This window comes from Arthrobacter sp. StoSoilB19 (genome assembly GCF_019977275.1).
Lineage (GTDB): Bacteria > Actinomycetota > Actinomycetes > Actinomycetales > Micrococcaceae > Arthrobacter.
This window is the reverse complement of the sequence record NZ_AP024650.1, coordinates 297922-313187: the sequence shown is the minus strand read 5'-3', so window position 1 is coordinate 313187 and position 15266 is coordinate 297922. Positions and strand designations below refer to the sequence as shown.

Here is a 15266-nt window from a genome sequence, read left to right as displayed (position 1 = left end):
ACAATAGTTTTGCCGGCACGGGCGGATATGTGTCAGCCCGCTAGGCTGGAGCCGATGTCCAAGAGCTGCAGTCAGGAGAACCGATGGGCCGCCCGCCCCTCCCATTGATTTCCGTGGAGGCCCTCACGACGGCCGCACTTGAACTGGTGGACCAGAGCGGGGATTTCAGCTTTCCCAAACTCGCCAGGAAGATCGGCGTGAGTCAGTCCTCGATCTACAACCATGTCTCGGGACGGGACCAGATCCTGGAACTGCTCAGGCACCGCATCATCACCGAGGAGCCGTATCCGCCGGTGGACCATGAGGACTGGGAAGGTGCCCTGCGGATCCTGATCCGCGCCTACCGGGACGCCTTTGCCCGCCATCCGCGGCTGGCACCCCTGATGGTGCTCCAGTCCATTACCGACCCCGAGGTCATCGGGCTTTACGAGGACCTCGCGCTTGCCTTGGAGGCTGCCGGTTTCCGTGGCCGGGACGTGGTGTCGGCGATTTCCACGATTGACAGCTTTGCGTTGGGCGCGGCCCTGGATCTGGCCGCGCCGGACGTCGTCTGGGATCCGCCGGCGGAGGGCTATCCCACGCTCAAGCGCGCCGTCAGCCATGCCGGCCCTCCGGCGGAGCGCGGCAACCATGCGTTCGACTTCGGGCTCGACGTCATCATCGGAGGGCTCCGCGCGAAGCTGGACGGGTAAGCCCGCCCAGCTTCGCGCCAGCGCTAGCAGCCCTCAAAGTCGGTGAGGACCTTGACCTTCCCGGCGGAGGCCGACGTCGGATCGAACGTGTAGCCGATCCATTCCTTCGCAAGCCGCCGTGCGAGCTCGATGCCCACCACGCGCTGGCCCATGGTGAGCACCTGGCAGTCGTTGGACAGGATGGAGCGTTCCACGGAGAAGGAGTCGTGGGCAGCGGTGGCGCGGATGCCGTCCACTTTGTTCGCAGCGATCGCCACGCCGATTCCGGTGCCGCAGAAGAGGATGGCCCGGTCAGCGGCACCGTCCCGGATCATCTCGCCGGCTGTGATGCCCACGTAGGGGTAGGGCCTGGTGAAGTCGTCCGGGGCGTCGCTTCGGTTGACGCCGATGTCGAGGACCTCGCTGACCCGGGGGTCGGTGCGCAGGTCCGCCAGGATCTTGTCCTTGTAATCGACGCCGGCCTCGTCCGCGCCGACAATGAGCCGCAGCCCCATGGTGTTTCCTTTCGTTGCCATTACTTTGCTGACGCCTGCACAGTGGCAGCGGTTGCGCGGGTGAAGTGCGGCCCCATCACGGCGAAGACCATCGCCAGGGAGGTTGCACCGGGGTCCGGCGTGCCCAGGCTCTTCTCGGCCAGCGGGCGGGCACGGCCCTTGAGCGGAAGGAGGTCCGCGGTGGCTTCCGCCGCAGCAGCGGACTCCTGCGCGGCTTCCTGCCATGCACGGCCCGTTTCCACGCCCTCGGCCACTGCGCGGCTAAAGGCGGAGGCGAAGGGCAGCAGGGCATCCACCATGGTCTTGTCGCCTCTTTGGGCCTTGCCCAACTGGATGATCCGGTCAGCGAATGCGGTCACGGCTGCCGCAAGGGCACCGGGTTCGGGCGCGGAAGAGTTGCCCAGTGTCTCGCCAAATGCACGCAGCGCCGCTCCCCACAGGACGCCGGAGGTGCCGCCGGCTTTGTCCGCCCAGGCATCACCGGCAGCGGCAAGTACATCCCCGGCGCCGGCCCCGCCGGCCAGGGCATCCGACGCTGCGGCGGCTGCCGCATCCACGCCGCGCACCATTCCACGTCCGTGGTCGCCGTCGCCGGCAATAGCATCCATGCGGCCCAGCCGCTCTTCGGCGTCGTGCAGCGACGAACGGGCGGCGTCAATGGCCGCTACGCAGGCGGCGGCGTACCCGCGGGAGGCGTCCGTGGCGACGAACGAAGCGGCGGCCGCGCCGCCGTCGGACGTTTCCTCAACGCCACGGGCCCCGGACTCCAGGGCCGCGTTGCCACGGCGGTAGGCGGGCGTCTCCGCAGGGGCAACCCACAGCCGCTCAAGTTCCTCATCCAGCCAGGTGACCGTGAGCGAGACGCCGGCCATGTCCAGGCTGGTCACCAACTCGCCCACCTCGGGCATCACCAGCGTGTAGCCGGCCGCGCGGAGCAGCGGCGCCACGGCTCCCCAGAGGACAAAGAGCTCCTCATGCTTCGTGGAGCCGAGGCCGTTGAGGATGACGGCGATGCGCTTGCCGGCGTGAGGTGGCGTTTCAGAGAGCACCCGGGACACCAGTTCCTGCCCGAGGTCCTTCGCCGAAGGCAGGTCCGTGTCGTGCAGGCCGGGCTCGCCGTGGATGCCCAGGCCCAGGCCCATCTGCCCTTCGGGCAGCGTGAACAGCGGTGAGTCGGCGCCCGGGAAGGTGCAGCCGGCAAACGCGCTGCCGATGGTCCGCGTCAGGTCGTTGGCCTTGCGGCCCAGCCGCACCACCTCCGCGAGGTCCGCGCCGTTGTCCGCCGCCGCCCCCATTACCTTGAACACGGTGAAGTCACCGGCGATGCCACGGCGCTTAGCGGATTCCGACGGCGGGGCGCTGGCGATGTCGTCCGTCACCAGGACGTTCTCCACGGGGATGCCCTCGGCGGCCAGGCGTTCGCTGGCCATGCCGAAGTTCATCACGTCGCCGGCGTAGTTGCCGTAGGTGAAGACGACGCCGGCGCCGGACTCTGCGGCCTTGGCCACCGAGTAGGCCTGCTGCGCGGAGGGCGAGGTGAAGATGTTTCCCACCACCGCGCCGTCGGCGAAGCCGGCGCCTACCAGCCCGGCGAAGGCGGGGTAGTGCCCCGAGCCGCCGCCGGCCAGGACGGCGACTTTGGGCTGCGCCGGCCGGTACCGGCGGACAGCGCCACCGGGAACCTGCCGGACCAGGTCGGAGTGGACGTCGCAGAAGCCTGCCAGGGCCTCCTCGGCAAACTCTGAGGGGTCATTGAAGATTTTGGTCATGGGGGTTCTCCGGCATCCGGGGTGGTCTGGGAGCTGTTGCTGCTAGTGGATGTGGCTGCCGCCGTTGATGTCGATGGTGGTGCCGGTGAGGTAGGCGGAGTCCTCGGAGGACAGGAAGGTGATGACGGAGGCCACTTCTTCCGTGGTGGCGTTCCGGCCCAGCGGGATGCCCGCGTTGATGGCGGCTTCCTGCTCCTCGGTGCTGCCCACGCGGATGTTGGTGTCCACGGCACCCGGGGTGATGGCGTTGACGGTGACGCCGGTGGCGCCCAGTTCGCGGGCCAGGGCCTTGGTGAATCCCAGGATGGCTGCCTTGGCGGCGGAGTAGGGGACCTTGCCAAAGACGCCGCCGCCGCGCTGGGCGGAGACGGAGGACATGTTCACGATCCGGCCCCAGCCGTTCTCGATCATCTCCGGCAGGAACGCCTTGGTCACCAGGTAGGTGCCGGTGGCGTTGACGTCCATGACCTTGTGCCACAGCTCAAGGGTGGTTTCCAGGAACGGAACCGGGGAGGTGATGCCGGCAATGTTGGCCAGGGCGCCGACGGGCGGGAGGTTGCCGGCGGCCACCTCTGCGGCGACGGCGGCCTGGGCTGCGCTGACGGAGGCTTCGTTGGCGACGTCGATCTCGTGGCCGAAGGCGGGAACGTTGAATTCATTGCCGATCTCGGCTGCGACCTTGGCGGACTTCTCGCCGTCAAGGTCCAGGATGACGATGCCCCAGCCCTCACGGGCGTAGCGGCGGGCGGTGGTGATGCCGATGCCCCGGTCCGAAGTTGCTCCGGTGAGGACGGCGGTGCGCTGGATGGCGGTCATGGTGGTGCTCCTTGGGTTGTTCAGTTCAGATGAGGTCGGTGATGAAGCTTGCAGCCTTGGCGGCGGCGGCCGGGCGTTCGTCATGGGTGACGTCCCGGGTCTCCAGTTCCAGGGAGAAGTGGCCCGTGTAGCCGTCCGCGGCCAGCCGCTTCAGGCCGCCGGCGAAGTCGGCCTCGCCGTTGCCGATGCTGAGGTTGATGTTCCCCGGCACGGCGTCGCGCAGGTGGACATGGCTGATGCGGCCAGGGTGCCGGTCAAGATACGCCTGGACGTCCTCGCCGGCAGCCGTGATGTGGCTGAAGTCCATGACGATTCCGACGCCGGATCCGGCCAGCCGGTCGGCCAGCAGTCCCGCACGTTCCAGATTCCAGCAGAACCGCAGGAAGTGCAGGGATTCGGTCCAGAGTTCGACGCCGAACTCTGCAGCGCGCCGGCCAGCAGCAGCGAGCTGCGCGGCAATGAGGTCCAGGTCTCCCTCGACGCTCCGGACCGGGTTGTGGTCCAGGGCGCCGCAGGGCAGCACCAGGGCTTTGGCCCCGATGTTGGCCGTGAGGGTGAGCAGGGCGTCCAGGTGGCGCCGCCTGGCGTCCTGCCCATCGGCGTCGAGGACTGCGTTCAGGTCCCCGATGTCGCCGTTCACTGAACGGACCCGCACACCGGAGGCGACGACTTCCTGCGACACCGCCGCCACTGCGGCCCCGTCAAGTTCGTACGGCACGTGGTCGCAGACCCCGGGCAGGGCGCCCAGATCGATCTCCTCGAAACCAAGACCCTTCATGGTGCCCAGGGCAGTGTCCAGGTCCTGGTGCCGGAAGCTGATGGATGAGCACCCAAGTCTGGAATGGAACATCATTGATCCTTTGAATCGTGCCGAGCGGTAGTGATGGACACCACAGTAGTCGCGTTAACTGTCAACAGTCAACTCTGAAAGTCGACTGTTGACAGTGTAGATGATGTGCGTCACACTGGGTCGTACCAATTTGTTAACAGTCGACAGCGGCGGACTTCTTCAGCCGCTTTTCGAAAGGGAACCACCATGAGCAAAGATGCTCTGACCATGCGCGGCCCGGTGCACGGCACCAAGGACGCCCGCCGAGTTGCCATCGGATCCGGCGTTGGGGCCGTCATCGAGACGTATGACTTCATCGGCTTCGGCACCGCTGCCGCACTGTACTTCGGCACCGCGTTCTTCCCCGGCAGCGATCCCGTCACCGGCACGCTTGCCTCCTTCGCCACCTTGGGCGTCGGCTTTGCGGCCCGTCCGCTGGGCGGCATCATCGGCGGCCACCTTGGTGACAAGGTGGGCCGCAAGCCCGTCCTGGTTGCCTCGCTGATCCTGATGGGCCTGGCCACGTTCGCCATCGGCCTGCTCCCCACCTACGCAGCGGTGGGGCTGCTTGCCCCCGCACTGCTCGTCTTCGTCCGCATCGTCCAGGGCCTGGCCTTCGGTGCGGAGTGGGGCGGCGCCATCCTGATGAGCTACGAGCACGCCCCCTGGAAATCAAAGGGCAAGTACACCGGGATCGTCCAGGCCGGCTTCCCCGTGGGCCTGCTGCTGGCCAACCTGACCTTCCTCTTCAGCGTCCAGCTCGGCAACGAACTCGCCTGGCGCATCCCGTTCCTCGCCAGCATCCTGCTGGTGATCGTGGGCCTCATCATCCGTTCCAAGGTTCCCGAGTCCCCGGTCTTCGATGAAGTCAAGGACAGCGGCACCATCGTCAAGGCCCCGATCGTCGAGGTCATCAAGACTGACTGGCGCAACATCGTCAAGGGCATCGGCCTGCGCATCGCCGAGACCGCCGGCTACGCCGTCTCCATCACCTACATGATTTCCTACATCAACAGCCAGCACCTGGCGGACAAGAGCCAGACCCTGATCGCCCTCTGCATCGCGTCGGCCATCGGCATCTTCGCCACCCAGGCCTGGGCAGCACTGACGGACCGCATCGGGCGCCGCCCCCTGTACGTCTGGTCCACCGCCTTTGCCGCACTGTTCGCCATCCCGATGTTCCTGCTGGTCAACACCGGCCTGTTCATTGCCATCATCATCACCATCGTGATCTCGTACGCTGTCTGCCAGAACTCGCTCGCCGGTGCCCAGGGCTCGTGGTTCCCCGAGCTCTTCCAGGCCCGCACCCGCGCCTCCGGCGCCAGCCTGGCCTACCAGATCTCCGCCATGGTCTCCGGCTTCACCCCGTTCATCACCACCCTGCTGTTCGTCAGCTTCGGCTGGATGGGCCCGGCACTGCTCTTCGGCGCCTACGCCCTGATCGGCCTCTGGGCCGCCATCGCCACCCGGGAAACCTGGGGCAAGCGCGAACGGGAGCTCGCCGACGAAGCCACCAAAAGCACCCCCAACACCGTCAACGCCTGAATGACCCGCACGCACCAAACGATCACGGAGCCAGTAATGCCTACAGATACAGTCCAGGACAACGCACTGCAGACCGCAGTGACCCCGGAACGTGTGGACAGGATCAGCGCCGCCGCCTACCGGATCCGGCACCACGCCCTGAACATGGGCGAGGTGCAGGGCCAGGGGTACGTGGGCCAGGCACTGGGCGCCGCGGACATGCTCGCCACCGTCTACGGGGACCAGCTGAAATTCCGCGCGGATGACCCGCACTGGGAGGGCCGGGACCGGTTCCTGCTCTCCACCGGGCACTACGCCATCGGCCACTACGCCGCCCTGGCGGAGGCCGGCATCGTCCCGGTCGAGGAGCTGGAAACCTACGGCTCGGACGACTCGCGGCTGCCCATGTCCGGGATGTCCACCTACACCCCCGGCATGGAAATTTCCGGCGGCTCCCTGGGGCACGGCCTGACCATCGCCGTCGGCATGGCTTTGGGCCTGCGCTACCAGGGCTCAAGCGCCCGGGTGTTCAACTTCCTCTCCGATGGTGAGCTGGACGAGGGCTCCACCTGGGAAGCGGCCATGGGCGCGCACCACCACCAGCTGGGCAACCTCACCGCCATGGTGGACATCAACGCCCTGCAGGCCGACGGCAAGACCGACACCGTGCTCCGGACTGAGCCGGTCACCGAAAAGTGGGAATCGTTCGGCTGGTACACGCAGCGGGTGGACGGGAACGACGTCGGCGCGCTGCTGGCAGCGTTCGACAACGCAGCCGCCCAGGCCGCCGCCGTCGGACGTCCCTCCGTGATCCTGTGCGACACCAAGGTGGGCCGCGGCGTCCCCCTGCTCGAGGACCGCGAAAAGGCGCACTTCATGCGCATCGAAGAAAACGAATGGCAGACCTGCCGCGAGCAACTCACCGCCGGATATGAAGGAAAGGCTCCAGCATGAGCACCACCACCGAGGCTCCCGATACCGCAGCCGCGGCCAAGCCGAAGCTGAAGACCTCGGCGATGATCGCATCCTTCGCGGACCCGGGACAGAAGACGTCCTCCGCGCCGTTCGGTCACGCCCTGGTCAAGGCCGCGCAGGAGAACGACAGGATCGTGGGCCTGACCGCGGACCTGGGCAAGTACACGGACATGCACATCTTCGCCAAGGCCTTCCCGGAGCGGTTCTTCCAGATGGGCATGGCCGAGCAGCTGCTCTTCGGCGCCGCCGCCGGCCTGGCCGAAACCGGCCTCGTTCCGTTCGCGTCCACCTACTCGGTGTTCGCCGCCCGCCGCGCCTACGACTTCCTCTGCCTGGACGCGGCCGAACCGAACCTGAACGTCAACATCGTGGGCGGCCTGCCCGGCCTGACCACCGGTTACGGCCCAAGCCACCAGGCCACGGAGGACATGGCGATCTTCCGCGGCATGCCCAACCTGACCATCGTGGACCCCTGCGACTCGATCGACATCGAACAGGCAGTGCCGCAGCTCGCCGCCTCCGAAGGACCCACCTACCTGCGCCTGCTGCGCGGCAACGTGCCCACCGTCCTGGACGAGTACGACTACACGTTCGAACTCGGCAAGGCCAAGGTGCTGCGCGGCGGCAACGACGTCGTCTTCATCTCCTCCGGCCTGATGACCATGCGTGCGCTGCAGGCAGCCAAGGCGCTGGCGGCACACAACGTGGACGTCGCCGTCGTGCACACCCCCACCATCAAGCCGTTCGACGCCGAAACCGTCCTCAAGGAGATCAACACCGACCGGCTCGCCGTCACCCTGGAAAACCACTCCGTGGTGGGCGGACTGTTCGAAACCGTCGCCTCCGCCGTCGTCACCGCGGGCCTGGGCAAGCGGGTGGTGCCCGTGGCGCTCCCCGACCAGTTCCTGGACGCCGGCGCCCTGCCCACCCTGCACGAGCGCTACGGGCTGGCCACAGACCGCATCGTCGCCAAGGTCCTGGCCGAACTCGGCTAAAGGCCAGGCACCAGATGGAAAATGCACGGCACCGGTCCTAAGCCGGTGCCGTGCATTCTGCCGTACTATCGAAACTACTACCGACTGTAAACAGTCGACTTATGACATTGAGGACAGAAGCCATGGCCGGACTGACCGCCCCCTTGCTGGGACTGGAAAAGAAGAGCCTGCGCGAGCAGGCGCTCTCGGCGCTGAGGACCGCCATCACCAGCGGAGAACTGGAACCCGGCCGCCACCTGGTGGAAACCGAGCTGTCCGAGATGCTGCAGATCAGCCGCGGCACCCTTCGCGAAGCCCTCCGCCAACTGGAGCAGGAGGGCCTGCTGTCCGCCGGCCCCCGCGGCAGGCTGTCCGTCCGGCACCTGGACGAAAAGGAAATCCGGGACATTTACTCCGTCCGCGCCGCCCTGGAGTCCCTGGCTGCCCGGACCCTGTGCGAACTGCCGGACCGGCAGCAGGTCACCGAATCACTGCACAAGGCCATTGACGCCATGGAGGCCGCGGCCAGCGGCAGCCTTGAGGCGCGGATCGAATCCGATCTCGAATTCCACCGCACGCTGTGCCGGCTCACCGGCAACGAAACACTGCTCCACTCCTGGGAATCCCTGGAGGGCTCCATCCGGATGTCCATCATGTTCGCCGGCCTGGAAAAAGGCGTCAGCAACATGAGCGTGGACCGGCACAAGGACATCGTCGCCGCCATCGACACCGGGGATGCCACCCTGGCCCGCAAGACCATCCTGGAACACATGGACACCGCGGCAGCCAACCTGGTGGCGTAGCTTTCGGCCTCTTTACCTTCCCGGTTGGGAATCCCACGGCACTCCCAGCCGTTAACCTACTGCGCGGTAAATAACCGCGGCGTTAACGAGGGATGGTATGACCGCAAAGTTTGTGTCAGTTGAGGACGACGCCGGCAAGGTCACCCGGTATGCCCGCCACGACAACGGCGGCGGCCTCATTGCACCTGGAGCCATCGTGGCCGACAGCGCCAGGATCGGCTCCATGAGCTATGTGGAACACGGGGCCAGGGTGGGTGCAGGCTGCCGGATTGGACACGGCAGCTGGATCGACCGGGACGCGACGATCGGTGACCGGACGGTGATCGGCGATGGCGTGCGCATTGGCCGGGGCACGGTGATCGGCAACCGGGTCCACATTGGCAGCCACTCAAGGATTGGTTCCAGCGTCCTGATCGAACACGGCGCCCACCTGGACAGCGACAGCACGGTGCCTGACGGCAGCGAGGTCCTCGCCGGGGCGCACTCACGCCTGGCACCGGCCCGGCACCGGCAGCACCGGAGAGTCAAGGGCGGGATAGCGGCCTAACCCGGGGCTGTAGGTTCGCGGGTTACTGGGTTAATGGGTCACGGGGCGGTGCTCCCGCGCACCACCAGTTCCGCCGGATAGATGACCGGTTCCGATGCCTCTTCGGGGTTTCCGATGGCGCTGACCAGAAGCTTTCCTGCCGCAGCAGCCATCTCCACCATGGGATGGGCCACCGTTGTCAGTCCCAGGCCGTTCGCCGCCTGGATGGAATGGTTATCGAAGCCGACAACCGCCACGTCGACGGGCACACGGCGGCCCGCACTTCGAAGAGTGTCCACGACGCCAAGCGCCATGAGGTCGGACGCAGCGAAGATCCCGTCCACCTCAGGCGCCGTGGACAGCAGGTGCTCCGTAGCCTCCGCACCTCCCGCCGTCGTGAAGTCCCCGTGGATGACGGGCCCGGGCTGGAGGCCGGCTTCCCGCAATCCCTGCAGCCAACCTTCCAGGCGGTCGACGGCGGCTGTCATGTCCGTAGGGCCGGCAACAGTTCCGAGCCTGGTGCGGCCGATGCCGGCCAGGTGCCGCGCTGCCAACCGGCCGCCCTCGAAGTTGTCCAGGTCCACGTAGGGAATCCCGGATGCCGTGTCCCACGGCCTGCCGATGAAGACGGTTGGCAGCCCGGTGGCTCCCAGGGTCTCCACCCAGTCGTCCGCCCGGTGATGGGACACCACGATCGCGCCGTCAACGTGACCGCCGCGCAGGTAGCGGATGGTCCGTGCAGAATCGTCCCCTGCCCGGGACATCAGCAGGACCAGCTGCAGGTCCGTATCGCGCAGTGCCTCGTTGACTCCCGTGATCACCGCAGCAAAATAAGGGTCCATCATGACCTTGGCATCAGGTTCAGGGATCACCAGGGCCACCGAACCCGCACGCCGGGTAACCAGGCTCCGCGCAGCACGGTTGGGCGTGTAGCCCAAAGCGACGATCGCGGCGTCGACGGCCGCTTTGGCTTCGGGACTCACCTTCAATCCGCCGTTGATGGCACGGGAGGCAGTAGAGCGGGACACGCCGGCGGCCGACGCCAGGTCCTCCAGCGTTGGACTTGGCCGCCCCGCCCCTGCCGGGGCCGGGCGGCTGGAGTTTGCGTTCATTACACCGACAATACGACACCTTGACCTGATGCCGGCACGAGGTTGCTGGCCGCCGTCATGGCGTTGCCGGATGCCACCGCCGCGTACCACAAACCGCTCGCTTTCGGGACACGATTCTGGGTTGGATAGTCCACCCGGACCAGGCCGAAGCGCTGATGGTATCCAAAGGACCATTCAAAGTTGTCCAGCAGGGACCATGCGAGATAGCCGCGGACATCCACGCCGTCTTCGATGGCCCCGTGGACGGCCTGGAGATGGGCTGCGAAGAACCCCAGCCGGTCCTGGTCGTCCACGAACCCCGCTTCATTGGGAACATCATTGTAGGCGGCCCCGTTTTCGGTGATGTACATGGGGATCCCGGCGGGGCCGGTGTAGTCTCCATGCAGCCGGTTGAGCAGGCGCCGCAGCCCCTCCGGCTGGACCTCCCAGCCCATGCCCGTTCTTGGCAGGCCCCTTGGAACCGACCGCGCCCCGTCGGCCGCCACGAAAGGGGAGGACACCGGGCGCGCTGCCTGCCCGGGGACCGACGTCGTCTCCTGCCCCGCCTGTTCCCCGGGGTCCGCCGGGTCCTTCGTGAGGGATTCACCGTGATAGTAGTTGACGCCCAGCAGGTCCAGCGGCGTGGAAATAAGATCCAGGTCACCGTCATGCACCAGGTCAGCCATTCCCAGGTGTGCGACGTCTGCCAGGAGATCGTCCGGATACTCGCCGCGGAACAACGGGTCAAGGAAAATCCTGTTGAACTGCCCGTCGATCCGCCTGGCAGCGTCCCGGTCGCCGGCGCTGCCGGGGTCCCTGGGATCGGCGACCGTCAGGTTCAGGGTAATGCCCAGGGACGTTGAAGCGTCTCGGCGCCGGAGTTCCCGGACCGCCAGGCCGTGACCCAGCAAAAGGTGGTGTGCCGCAGCAAGGGCTGAACGGGGCTCCTGACGCCCCGGGGCATGGATGCCGGCAGCGTAGCCAAGGAAAGCCGAGCACCACGGCTCGTTAAGGGTCGTCCAGATGCGGACCCGGTCCCCCAGCACGCTGTGCATCAGGGCCGCGTACTCGGCGAAACGGTATGCGGTGTCCCGGTTGGCCCAGCCGCCTTTCTCTTCAAGTGCCTGTGGCAGGTCCCAGTGGTAGAGGGTCAGCCATGGCGTGATCCCGGCGGCCAGCAGTTCATCCACCAGGCGGGAGTAGAAGGCGATCCCTTCCGGGTTGGGTGTGACGCCGTCGGGCACGCAGCGCGCCCAGGACGTGGAGAACCGGTACGCCTTCATGTGCAGCTTGCCCATGAGCGCCACGTCCTGCTTGTAGAGCCGGTAGTGGTCGCAGGCCACCTCACCGTTGTGGCCGTCCGCGACGGCACCGGGCAGCCGGGCGAACACATCCCAGATGGAGTCCTCTCGGCCGCCGGTGTGTGCTGCGCCTTCGATCTGATAGGCAGCTGTTGCCGCGCCCCAGAGGAAACCCTCCGGAAATTCAAGTCGGGTGGGACTCATCCTTTGACTGCTCCTTGCATAATTCCAGATACGAGTTGCCGGCCTGCAGCGATAAAGAGGAGCAGGAGCGGGATGGTGGCCAGGACTGCGCCGGCCAGGACCACGGAGTAGTCCACGAAGTGGGCCGCCTGGAGCAGCTGCAGGGCCACCGGAAGGGTGGGGTTCGAAGGGTCAAGGACAATGAACGGCCAGAAGAAGTTCGTCCAGGTGGCCACGAAAGTGAACAACGCGAGCATGGCGGCAGCAGGCCTTGCCGCCGGGAATCCGACGTGCCAGAAGGCCTGGATCATGGAAGCACCGTCCATCCTCACAGCTTCAATCAGTTCATCCGGGAGGGCGTCGCGCAGGTACTGGGTCATCCAGAAGACGCCGAATGCGGTAACAACGCCGGGGATGATGACGGCCCAGAGGGATCCGGTCCATCCCAGTTTGGACATCAGGATAAACAGCGGGACTACGCCGAGCTGGGTGGGAACGGCCATGGTTGCGATGACAAACACCAGCAGCGCCTTGCTGCCGCGGAAGCGGAGCTTGGCGAAGGCGAATCCGGCAAGGGTGGAGAACACGACGACGGATGCCGCCGTCACGCAGGAGACCATAAGGCTGTTGCCCATTGCCTTCCAGAACGGAATGCTGGCAAAGACTTTGGCGGCGTTGGCCAGGAAGTTCCCGCCAGGCAGCAGCGGGATGCCGCGGCTCAGTGCGGTGTTGTCGTGGCTGCCCACCAGGAAGGACCAATAGAGCGGAAAGAGGGACGCCAGGAGGACAGCGCCCAGGAAGCCGTAGGTGAGGAAGCCGGGCCGGCGGTCACTTCCGTGGCCCGACCTTTGTTTCCGGGTACCTGGCCCGCGCCGCGCTGCTGCCTTGGCCGCCCCTTTCCCGGCGGACTGTTCGATCATGGGAATGGAGCTCACTTGCGGCCTCCGTTGCTTGCGATGCGTTTGGTGATGAGGAAGTTGAGCAGGGCGATCAGCACGATGATCAGGAAGAGCAGCCAGGCCACGGCAGATGCCCTGCCGAAGTTGCGCTGGCCCCAGCCGAGTTCCCAGATGTACATGGTCAGCGTCTGCCACTGCCTGTCCGCTCCGCCCAGGCCGGACTGGTCGAAAACCCGCGGTTCGTCGAAAATCTGAAGACCACCGATGGTGGATGTGATCACCACGAAGATCACCGTTGGCCGCAGCATGGGAACGGTCACGGAAAAGAACTGCCGCAGCCTGCCCGCGCCGTCGATTGTTGCCGCCTCGAACACATCCCGGGGTATGGCCTGCATTGCTGCGAGGAAGATCAGCGCGTTGTAGCCGGTCCAGCGGAAGTTCACCATGGTGGCAATAGCCAGGTGGCTCGCAACGGACTCTGAATGCCACCGGACCGGGTCCAGCCCTGCCGCCGTCAACATCCCGTTAACCAGCCCAAACTGGTCCGCAAAGAGATTGTTGAAGATCAGGCCTACTGCCACCGGCGCCACGACGAAGGGGACCAGGACCCCCATCCGCCAGAACGTCCTCGCCCTCAGGTTCGCGTCCAGCACCGCCGCTATCACCAGGGCGATAACAACCTGGGGAACGGAGGACAGGATGAAGATGCTGAAGGTGTTGCCCACGGCGTTCCAGAAGTAGGGCTGGGCCACGATGAAGGCGTAGTTATCCAGGCCCGTGAACTTCCCCTGGCCGCCGATGAGGTTCCAGTTGTGCAGGGAAACCCATGCCGTGTACACCAGCGGGAACAGACCGGTGACGGCGAACAGGATAAAGAACGGCGAGATGTAGAGGTAGGGGGACAGCTTTACGTCCCACCTGGAGACCTGCTGCGAGAAGGCCAGGCGCCGGACACTCTTCGCGCCCGCCGGACGCGGGGACTGTCCCCCGGCGCTTTGGGGCTTGACCCGGTCGGTGACAGTCATGCCTAGAGGGCTTTCACCGCGGCGGCGAACTTCTCCCAGGAGGAGGCGGCGTCGTCGGATTTGTCCACATCCACCCGGGTGAGGGCCTGCTGCATGGCGTCGTTGATGGCAAAGAACTTGGTTCCCTTGAAAGGCGTCACGTCAACGGCCTTGGCGCGTTCGGCGAAGATCCGGCCGGTGGGTGCACCGTTGAAGAACCCGTTCGTCTGGTCCAACAGTTCACTGCTTTCCAGGGCCTTCTTCTGGCTGGGGAAGGTGCCCTTGGCAGTGAATGCCTTGATCTGCTGTTCGGGTGCGGTCAGCCAGCCTGCCAGCTTCTTCGCCTCGGCCTGGTGCGCGCCCTGGGTGGGGACCGTCAGGTAGGACCCGCCCCAGTTTCCGCCGCCGCCGGGGAAGACGTTGGCCACGTCCCAGCCGGCGACCCCCGCCGCGTTGCCCTCGATGACACCGAGCATCCAGCCCGGGCAAAGGGTGGTGGCGAAGGCGCCGGTCTGGAAACCGGAAGCCCAGTCATCGCTCCACTGCTTGAGATGAGCTGACAGCCCGTCCTCGGTGGAGGCTTTGAGGACCTGGTTGTAGGTGTCCCTGACCTTCTGGTTCTCCGTGGCGATGACGGTGCCGTCTTCCTCCTCGTAGACCTTGTCAAGCTGGTTGCTCATGCCCTGGTAGATAGCCCCGGCGGAGTCGAACCACGCGGACTCCGGCCTGGCGGCCTTGAATGCCTTCCCGGCTTGGAAGTAGCTGTCCCACGTGGTGCCCAGCAGTTTGGCAACTTCCTCACGCTGGGTGGGCAGGCCGGCCTTTTTGAACTGCTCAGCGTTGTAGCAGACGGCCTCAGGGCCGGAGTCGGTCCCGTAGCCGAGAAGCTTGCCGTCGGCGGTTGTGGCAGCCTCGGCCTTCCAGTCCAGCCAGCGACCTTCAACAGCGGGGTCGCTCAGGTCCGCGAAGCGGTCCGGATACTGCAGGAGTTCCGGGAGCCAATCCACCTCTACGGCCTCGATATCGGACAAGCCTGAGCCGGCGGCCAGGCGCGTCGTGAGGTTGTCCCGTGCTTCATTCGTGGTTGCCGCCTTCTTGTGCACAATGGTCACGTTCGGATTCAGGGCTTTGTATTCCTCAAAGAGCGCCTCGTAGCCGAATTCGTTGAACGTGCCGACCGTGAGCGTTACGGGCTCGGATCCCGTTGCACCGTTGACTCCTGCCTTCTCGGGCGATGAGGAACCGCACGCGGTCAACGACAGGGCAAGGCACGCGGCGGCAGCCGAAAGCACGGAGAACTTGCTGGGGTTTTTCACAGGGGAAGACTCCTTCGTCAGAAATGCCCCATTGGTCCGATGGACGGTGGGGCTGGGGAGCGGTGGGGAC

15 protein-coding genes are annotated in these 15266 nt (G+C 66.1%); 6 read left to right on the top strand and 9 right to left on the bottom strand.

What is annotated here, in order from left to right; all coding sequences use genetic code 11:
* Positions 1 to 83: 83 nt before the first annotated feature.
* Positions 84 to 692 (top strand): TetR/AcrR family transcriptional regulator C-terminal domain-containing protein, encoded by a 609-nt coding sequence (locus LDO86_RS01530; protein ID WP_018770885.1) that lies wholly within the window; start codon positions 84 to 86, stop codon positions 690 to 692.
* Positions 693 to 715: 23 nt separating this feature from the next.
* Here the strand turns inward: LDO86_RS01530 and LDO86_RS01525 are convergent, their stop codons facing one another.
* The 4 genes from LDO86_RS01525 to LDO86_RS01510 are packed head-to-tail and all read right to left on the bottom strand — an operon-like array spanning position 716 to position 4621.
* Positions 716 to 1207 carry an RpiB/LacA/LacB family sugar-phosphate isomerase gene (locus tag LDO86_RS01525; RefSeq protein ID WP_026266011.1) on the bottom strand — a complete coding sequence of 164 codons (492 nt, stop codon included), beginning with the start codon at positions 1205 to 1207 and terminating at the stop codon, positions 716 to 718.
* Positions 1207 to 2955: a dihydroxyacetone kinase family protein gene (locus LDO86_RS01520; protein ID WP_018770887.1), complete on the bottom strand. Its 1749-nt coding sequence runs from the start codon at positions 2953 to 2955 to the stop codon at positions 1207 to 1209. The genes LDO86_RS01525 and LDO86_RS01520 overlap by 1 nt, the downstream gene beginning before the upstream one ends.
* A 42-nt stretch (positions 2956 to 2997) precedes the next feature.
* Complete coding sequence (locus LDO86_RS01515; RefSeq protein ID WP_018770888.1) at positions 2998 to 3771, bottom strand: SDR family NAD(P)-dependent oxidoreductase; 774 nt, start codon at positions 3769 to 3771, stop codon at positions 2998 to 3000.
* Between the two features lie 25 nt (positions 3772 to 3796).
* A complete protein-coding gene (locus LDO86_RS01510; RefSeq protein WP_134165344.1) occupies positions 3797 to 4621 on the bottom strand; it encodes a sugar phosphate isomerase/epimerase in 825 nt (274 codons plus the stop codon).
* Between the two features lie 186 nt (positions 4622 to 4807).
* On the opposite strand from LDO86_RS01510, the gene LDO86_RS01505 reads away from it, so the two are divergent.
* From LDO86_RS01505 to LDO86_RS01485, 5 genes are all read left to right on the top strand, one after another.
* Complete coding sequence (locus LDO86_RS01505; RefSeq protein ID WP_018770890.1) at positions 4808 to 6145, top strand: MFS transporter; 1338 nt, start codon at positions 4808 to 4810, stop codon at positions 6143 to 6145.
* Positions 6146 to 6181: 36 nt separating this feature from the next.
* Positions 6182 to 7078 carry a transketolase gene (locus tag LDO86_RS01500; protein WP_018770891.1) on the top strand — a complete coding sequence of 299 codons (897 nt, stop codon included), beginning with the start codon at positions 6182 to 6184 and terminating at the stop codon, positions 7076 to 7078.
* Entirely contained in the window at positions 7075 to 8094 is a 1020-nt protein-coding gene (locus tag LDO86_RS01495; RefSeq protein WP_018770892.1) for a transketolase C-terminal domain-containing protein, read from the top strand. Before LDO86_RS01500 ends, LDO86_RS01495 begins: the two co-directional genes overlap by 4 nt.
* Positions 8095 to 8216: 122 nt before the next feature.
* Complete coding sequence (locus LDO86_RS01490) at positions 8217 to 8876, top strand: GntR family transcriptional regulator (protein ID WP_018770893.1); 660 nt, start codon at positions 8217 to 8219, stop codon at positions 8874 to 8876.
* Positions 8877 to 8973: 97 nt separating this feature from the next.
* A complete protein-coding gene (locus tag LDO86_RS01485) occupies positions 8974 to 9423 on the top strand; it encodes a DapH/DapD/GlmU-related protein (protein ID WP_018770894.1) in 450 nt (149 codons plus the stop codon).
* Positions 9424 to 9461: 38 nt separating this feature from the next.
* Here the strand turns inward: LDO86_RS01485 and LDO86_RS01480 are convergent, their stop codons facing one another.
* Genes LDO86_RS01480 through LDO86_RS01460 form a run of 5 tightly spaced genes read right to left on the bottom strand, consistent with a single transcriptional unit; the run spans position 9462 to position 15196 of the window.
* The gene (locus LDO86_RS01480) at positions 9462 to 10514 is read right to left on the bottom strand and encodes a LacI family DNA-binding transcriptional regulator (RefSeq protein WP_018770895.1); all 1053 of its coding nucleotides are present in this window, start codon (positions 10512 to 10514) and stop codon (positions 9462 to 9464) included.
* Positions 10514 to 11998, bottom strand: coding sequence for a family 1 glycosylhydrolase (locus LDO86_RS01475; RefSeq protein WP_018770896.1), 1485 nt, complete (start codon positions 11996 to 11998; stop codon positions 10514 to 10516). Before LDO86_RS01475 ends, LDO86_RS01480 begins: the two co-directional genes overlap by 1 nt.
* Positions 11995 to 12912, bottom strand: a complete 918-nt coding sequence (locus tag LDO86_RS01470; RefSeq protein WP_018770897.1) for a carbohydrate ABC transporter permease — start codon at positions 12910 to 12912, stop codon at positions 11995 to 11997. The genes LDO86_RS01475 and LDO86_RS01470 overlap by 4 nt, the downstream gene beginning before the upstream one ends.
* Complete coding sequence (locus tag LDO86_RS01465; RefSeq protein WP_018770898.1) at positions 12909 to 13901, bottom strand: sugar ABC transporter permease; 993 nt, start codon at positions 13899 to 13901, stop codon at positions 12909 to 12911. The genes LDO86_RS01470 and LDO86_RS01465 overlap by 4 nt, the downstream gene beginning before the upstream one ends.
* A 2-nt stretch (positions 13902 to 13903) precedes the next feature.
* Entirely contained in the window at positions 13904 to 15196 is a 1293-nt protein-coding gene (locus tag LDO86_RS01460; RefSeq protein ID WP_018770899.1) for an extracellular solute-binding protein, read from the bottom strand.
* Positions 15197 to 15266 lie beyond the last annotated feature (70 nt).

What these genes read in the sequence shown, in the direction of transcription:
- LDO86_RS01530 (WP_018770885.1), top strand. Translation starts at nt 84, where the DNA reads ATGGGCCGCCCGCCCCTCCCATTGATTTCCGTGGAGGCCCTCACGACG.
- LDO86_RS01525 (WP_026266011.1), bottom strand. Translation starts at nt 1,207, where the DNA reads ATGGCAACGAAAGGAAACACCATGGGGCTGCGGCTCATTGTCGGCGCG.
- LDO86_RS01520 (WP_018770887.1), bottom strand. Translation starts at nt 2,955, where the DNA reads ATGACCAAAATCTTCAATGACCCCTCAGAGTTTGCCGAGGAGGCCCTG.
- LDO86_RS01515 (WP_018770888.1), bottom strand. Translation starts at nt 3,771, where the DNA reads ATGACCGCCATCCAGCGCACCGCCGTCCTCACCGGAGCAACTTCGGAC.
- LDO86_RS01510 (WP_134165344.1), bottom strand. Translation starts at nt 4,621, where the DNA reads ATGTTCCATTCCAGACTTGGGTGCTCATCCATCAGCTTCCGGCACCAG.
- LDO86_RS01505 (WP_018770890.1), top strand. Translation starts at nt 4,808, where the DNA reads ATGAGCAAAGATGCTCTGACCATGCGCGGCCCGGTGCACGGCACCAAG.
- LDO86_RS01500 (WP_018770891.1), top strand. Translation starts at nt 6,182, where the DNA reads ATGCCTACAGATACAGTCCAGGACAACGCACTGCAGACCGCAGTGACC.
- LDO86_RS01495 (WP_018770892.1), top strand. Translation starts at nt 7,075, where the DNA reads ATGAGCACCACCACCGAGGCTCCCGATACCGCAGCCGCGGCCAAGCCG.
- LDO86_RS01490 (WP_018770893.1), top strand. Translation starts at nt 8,217, where the DNA reads ATGGCCGGACTGACCGCCCCCTTGCTGGGACTGGAAAAGAAGAGCCTG.
- LDO86_RS01485 (WP_018770894.1), top strand. Translation starts at nt 8,974, where the DNA reads ATGACCGCAAAGTTTGTGTCAGTTGAGGACGACGCCGGCAAGGTCACC.
- LDO86_RS01480 (WP_018770895.1), bottom strand. Translation starts at nt 10,514, where the DNA reads ATGAACGCAAACTCCAGCCGCCCGGCCCCGGCAGGGGCGGGGCGGCCA.
- LDO86_RS01475 (WP_018770896.1), bottom strand. Translation starts at nt 11,998, where the DNA reads ATGAGTCCCACCCGACTTGAATTTCCGGAGGGTTTCCTCTGGGGCGCG.
- LDO86_RS01465 (WP_018770898.1), bottom strand. Translation starts at nt 13,901, where the DNA reads ATGACTGTCACCGACCGGGTCAAGCCCCAAAGCGCCGGGGGACAGTCC.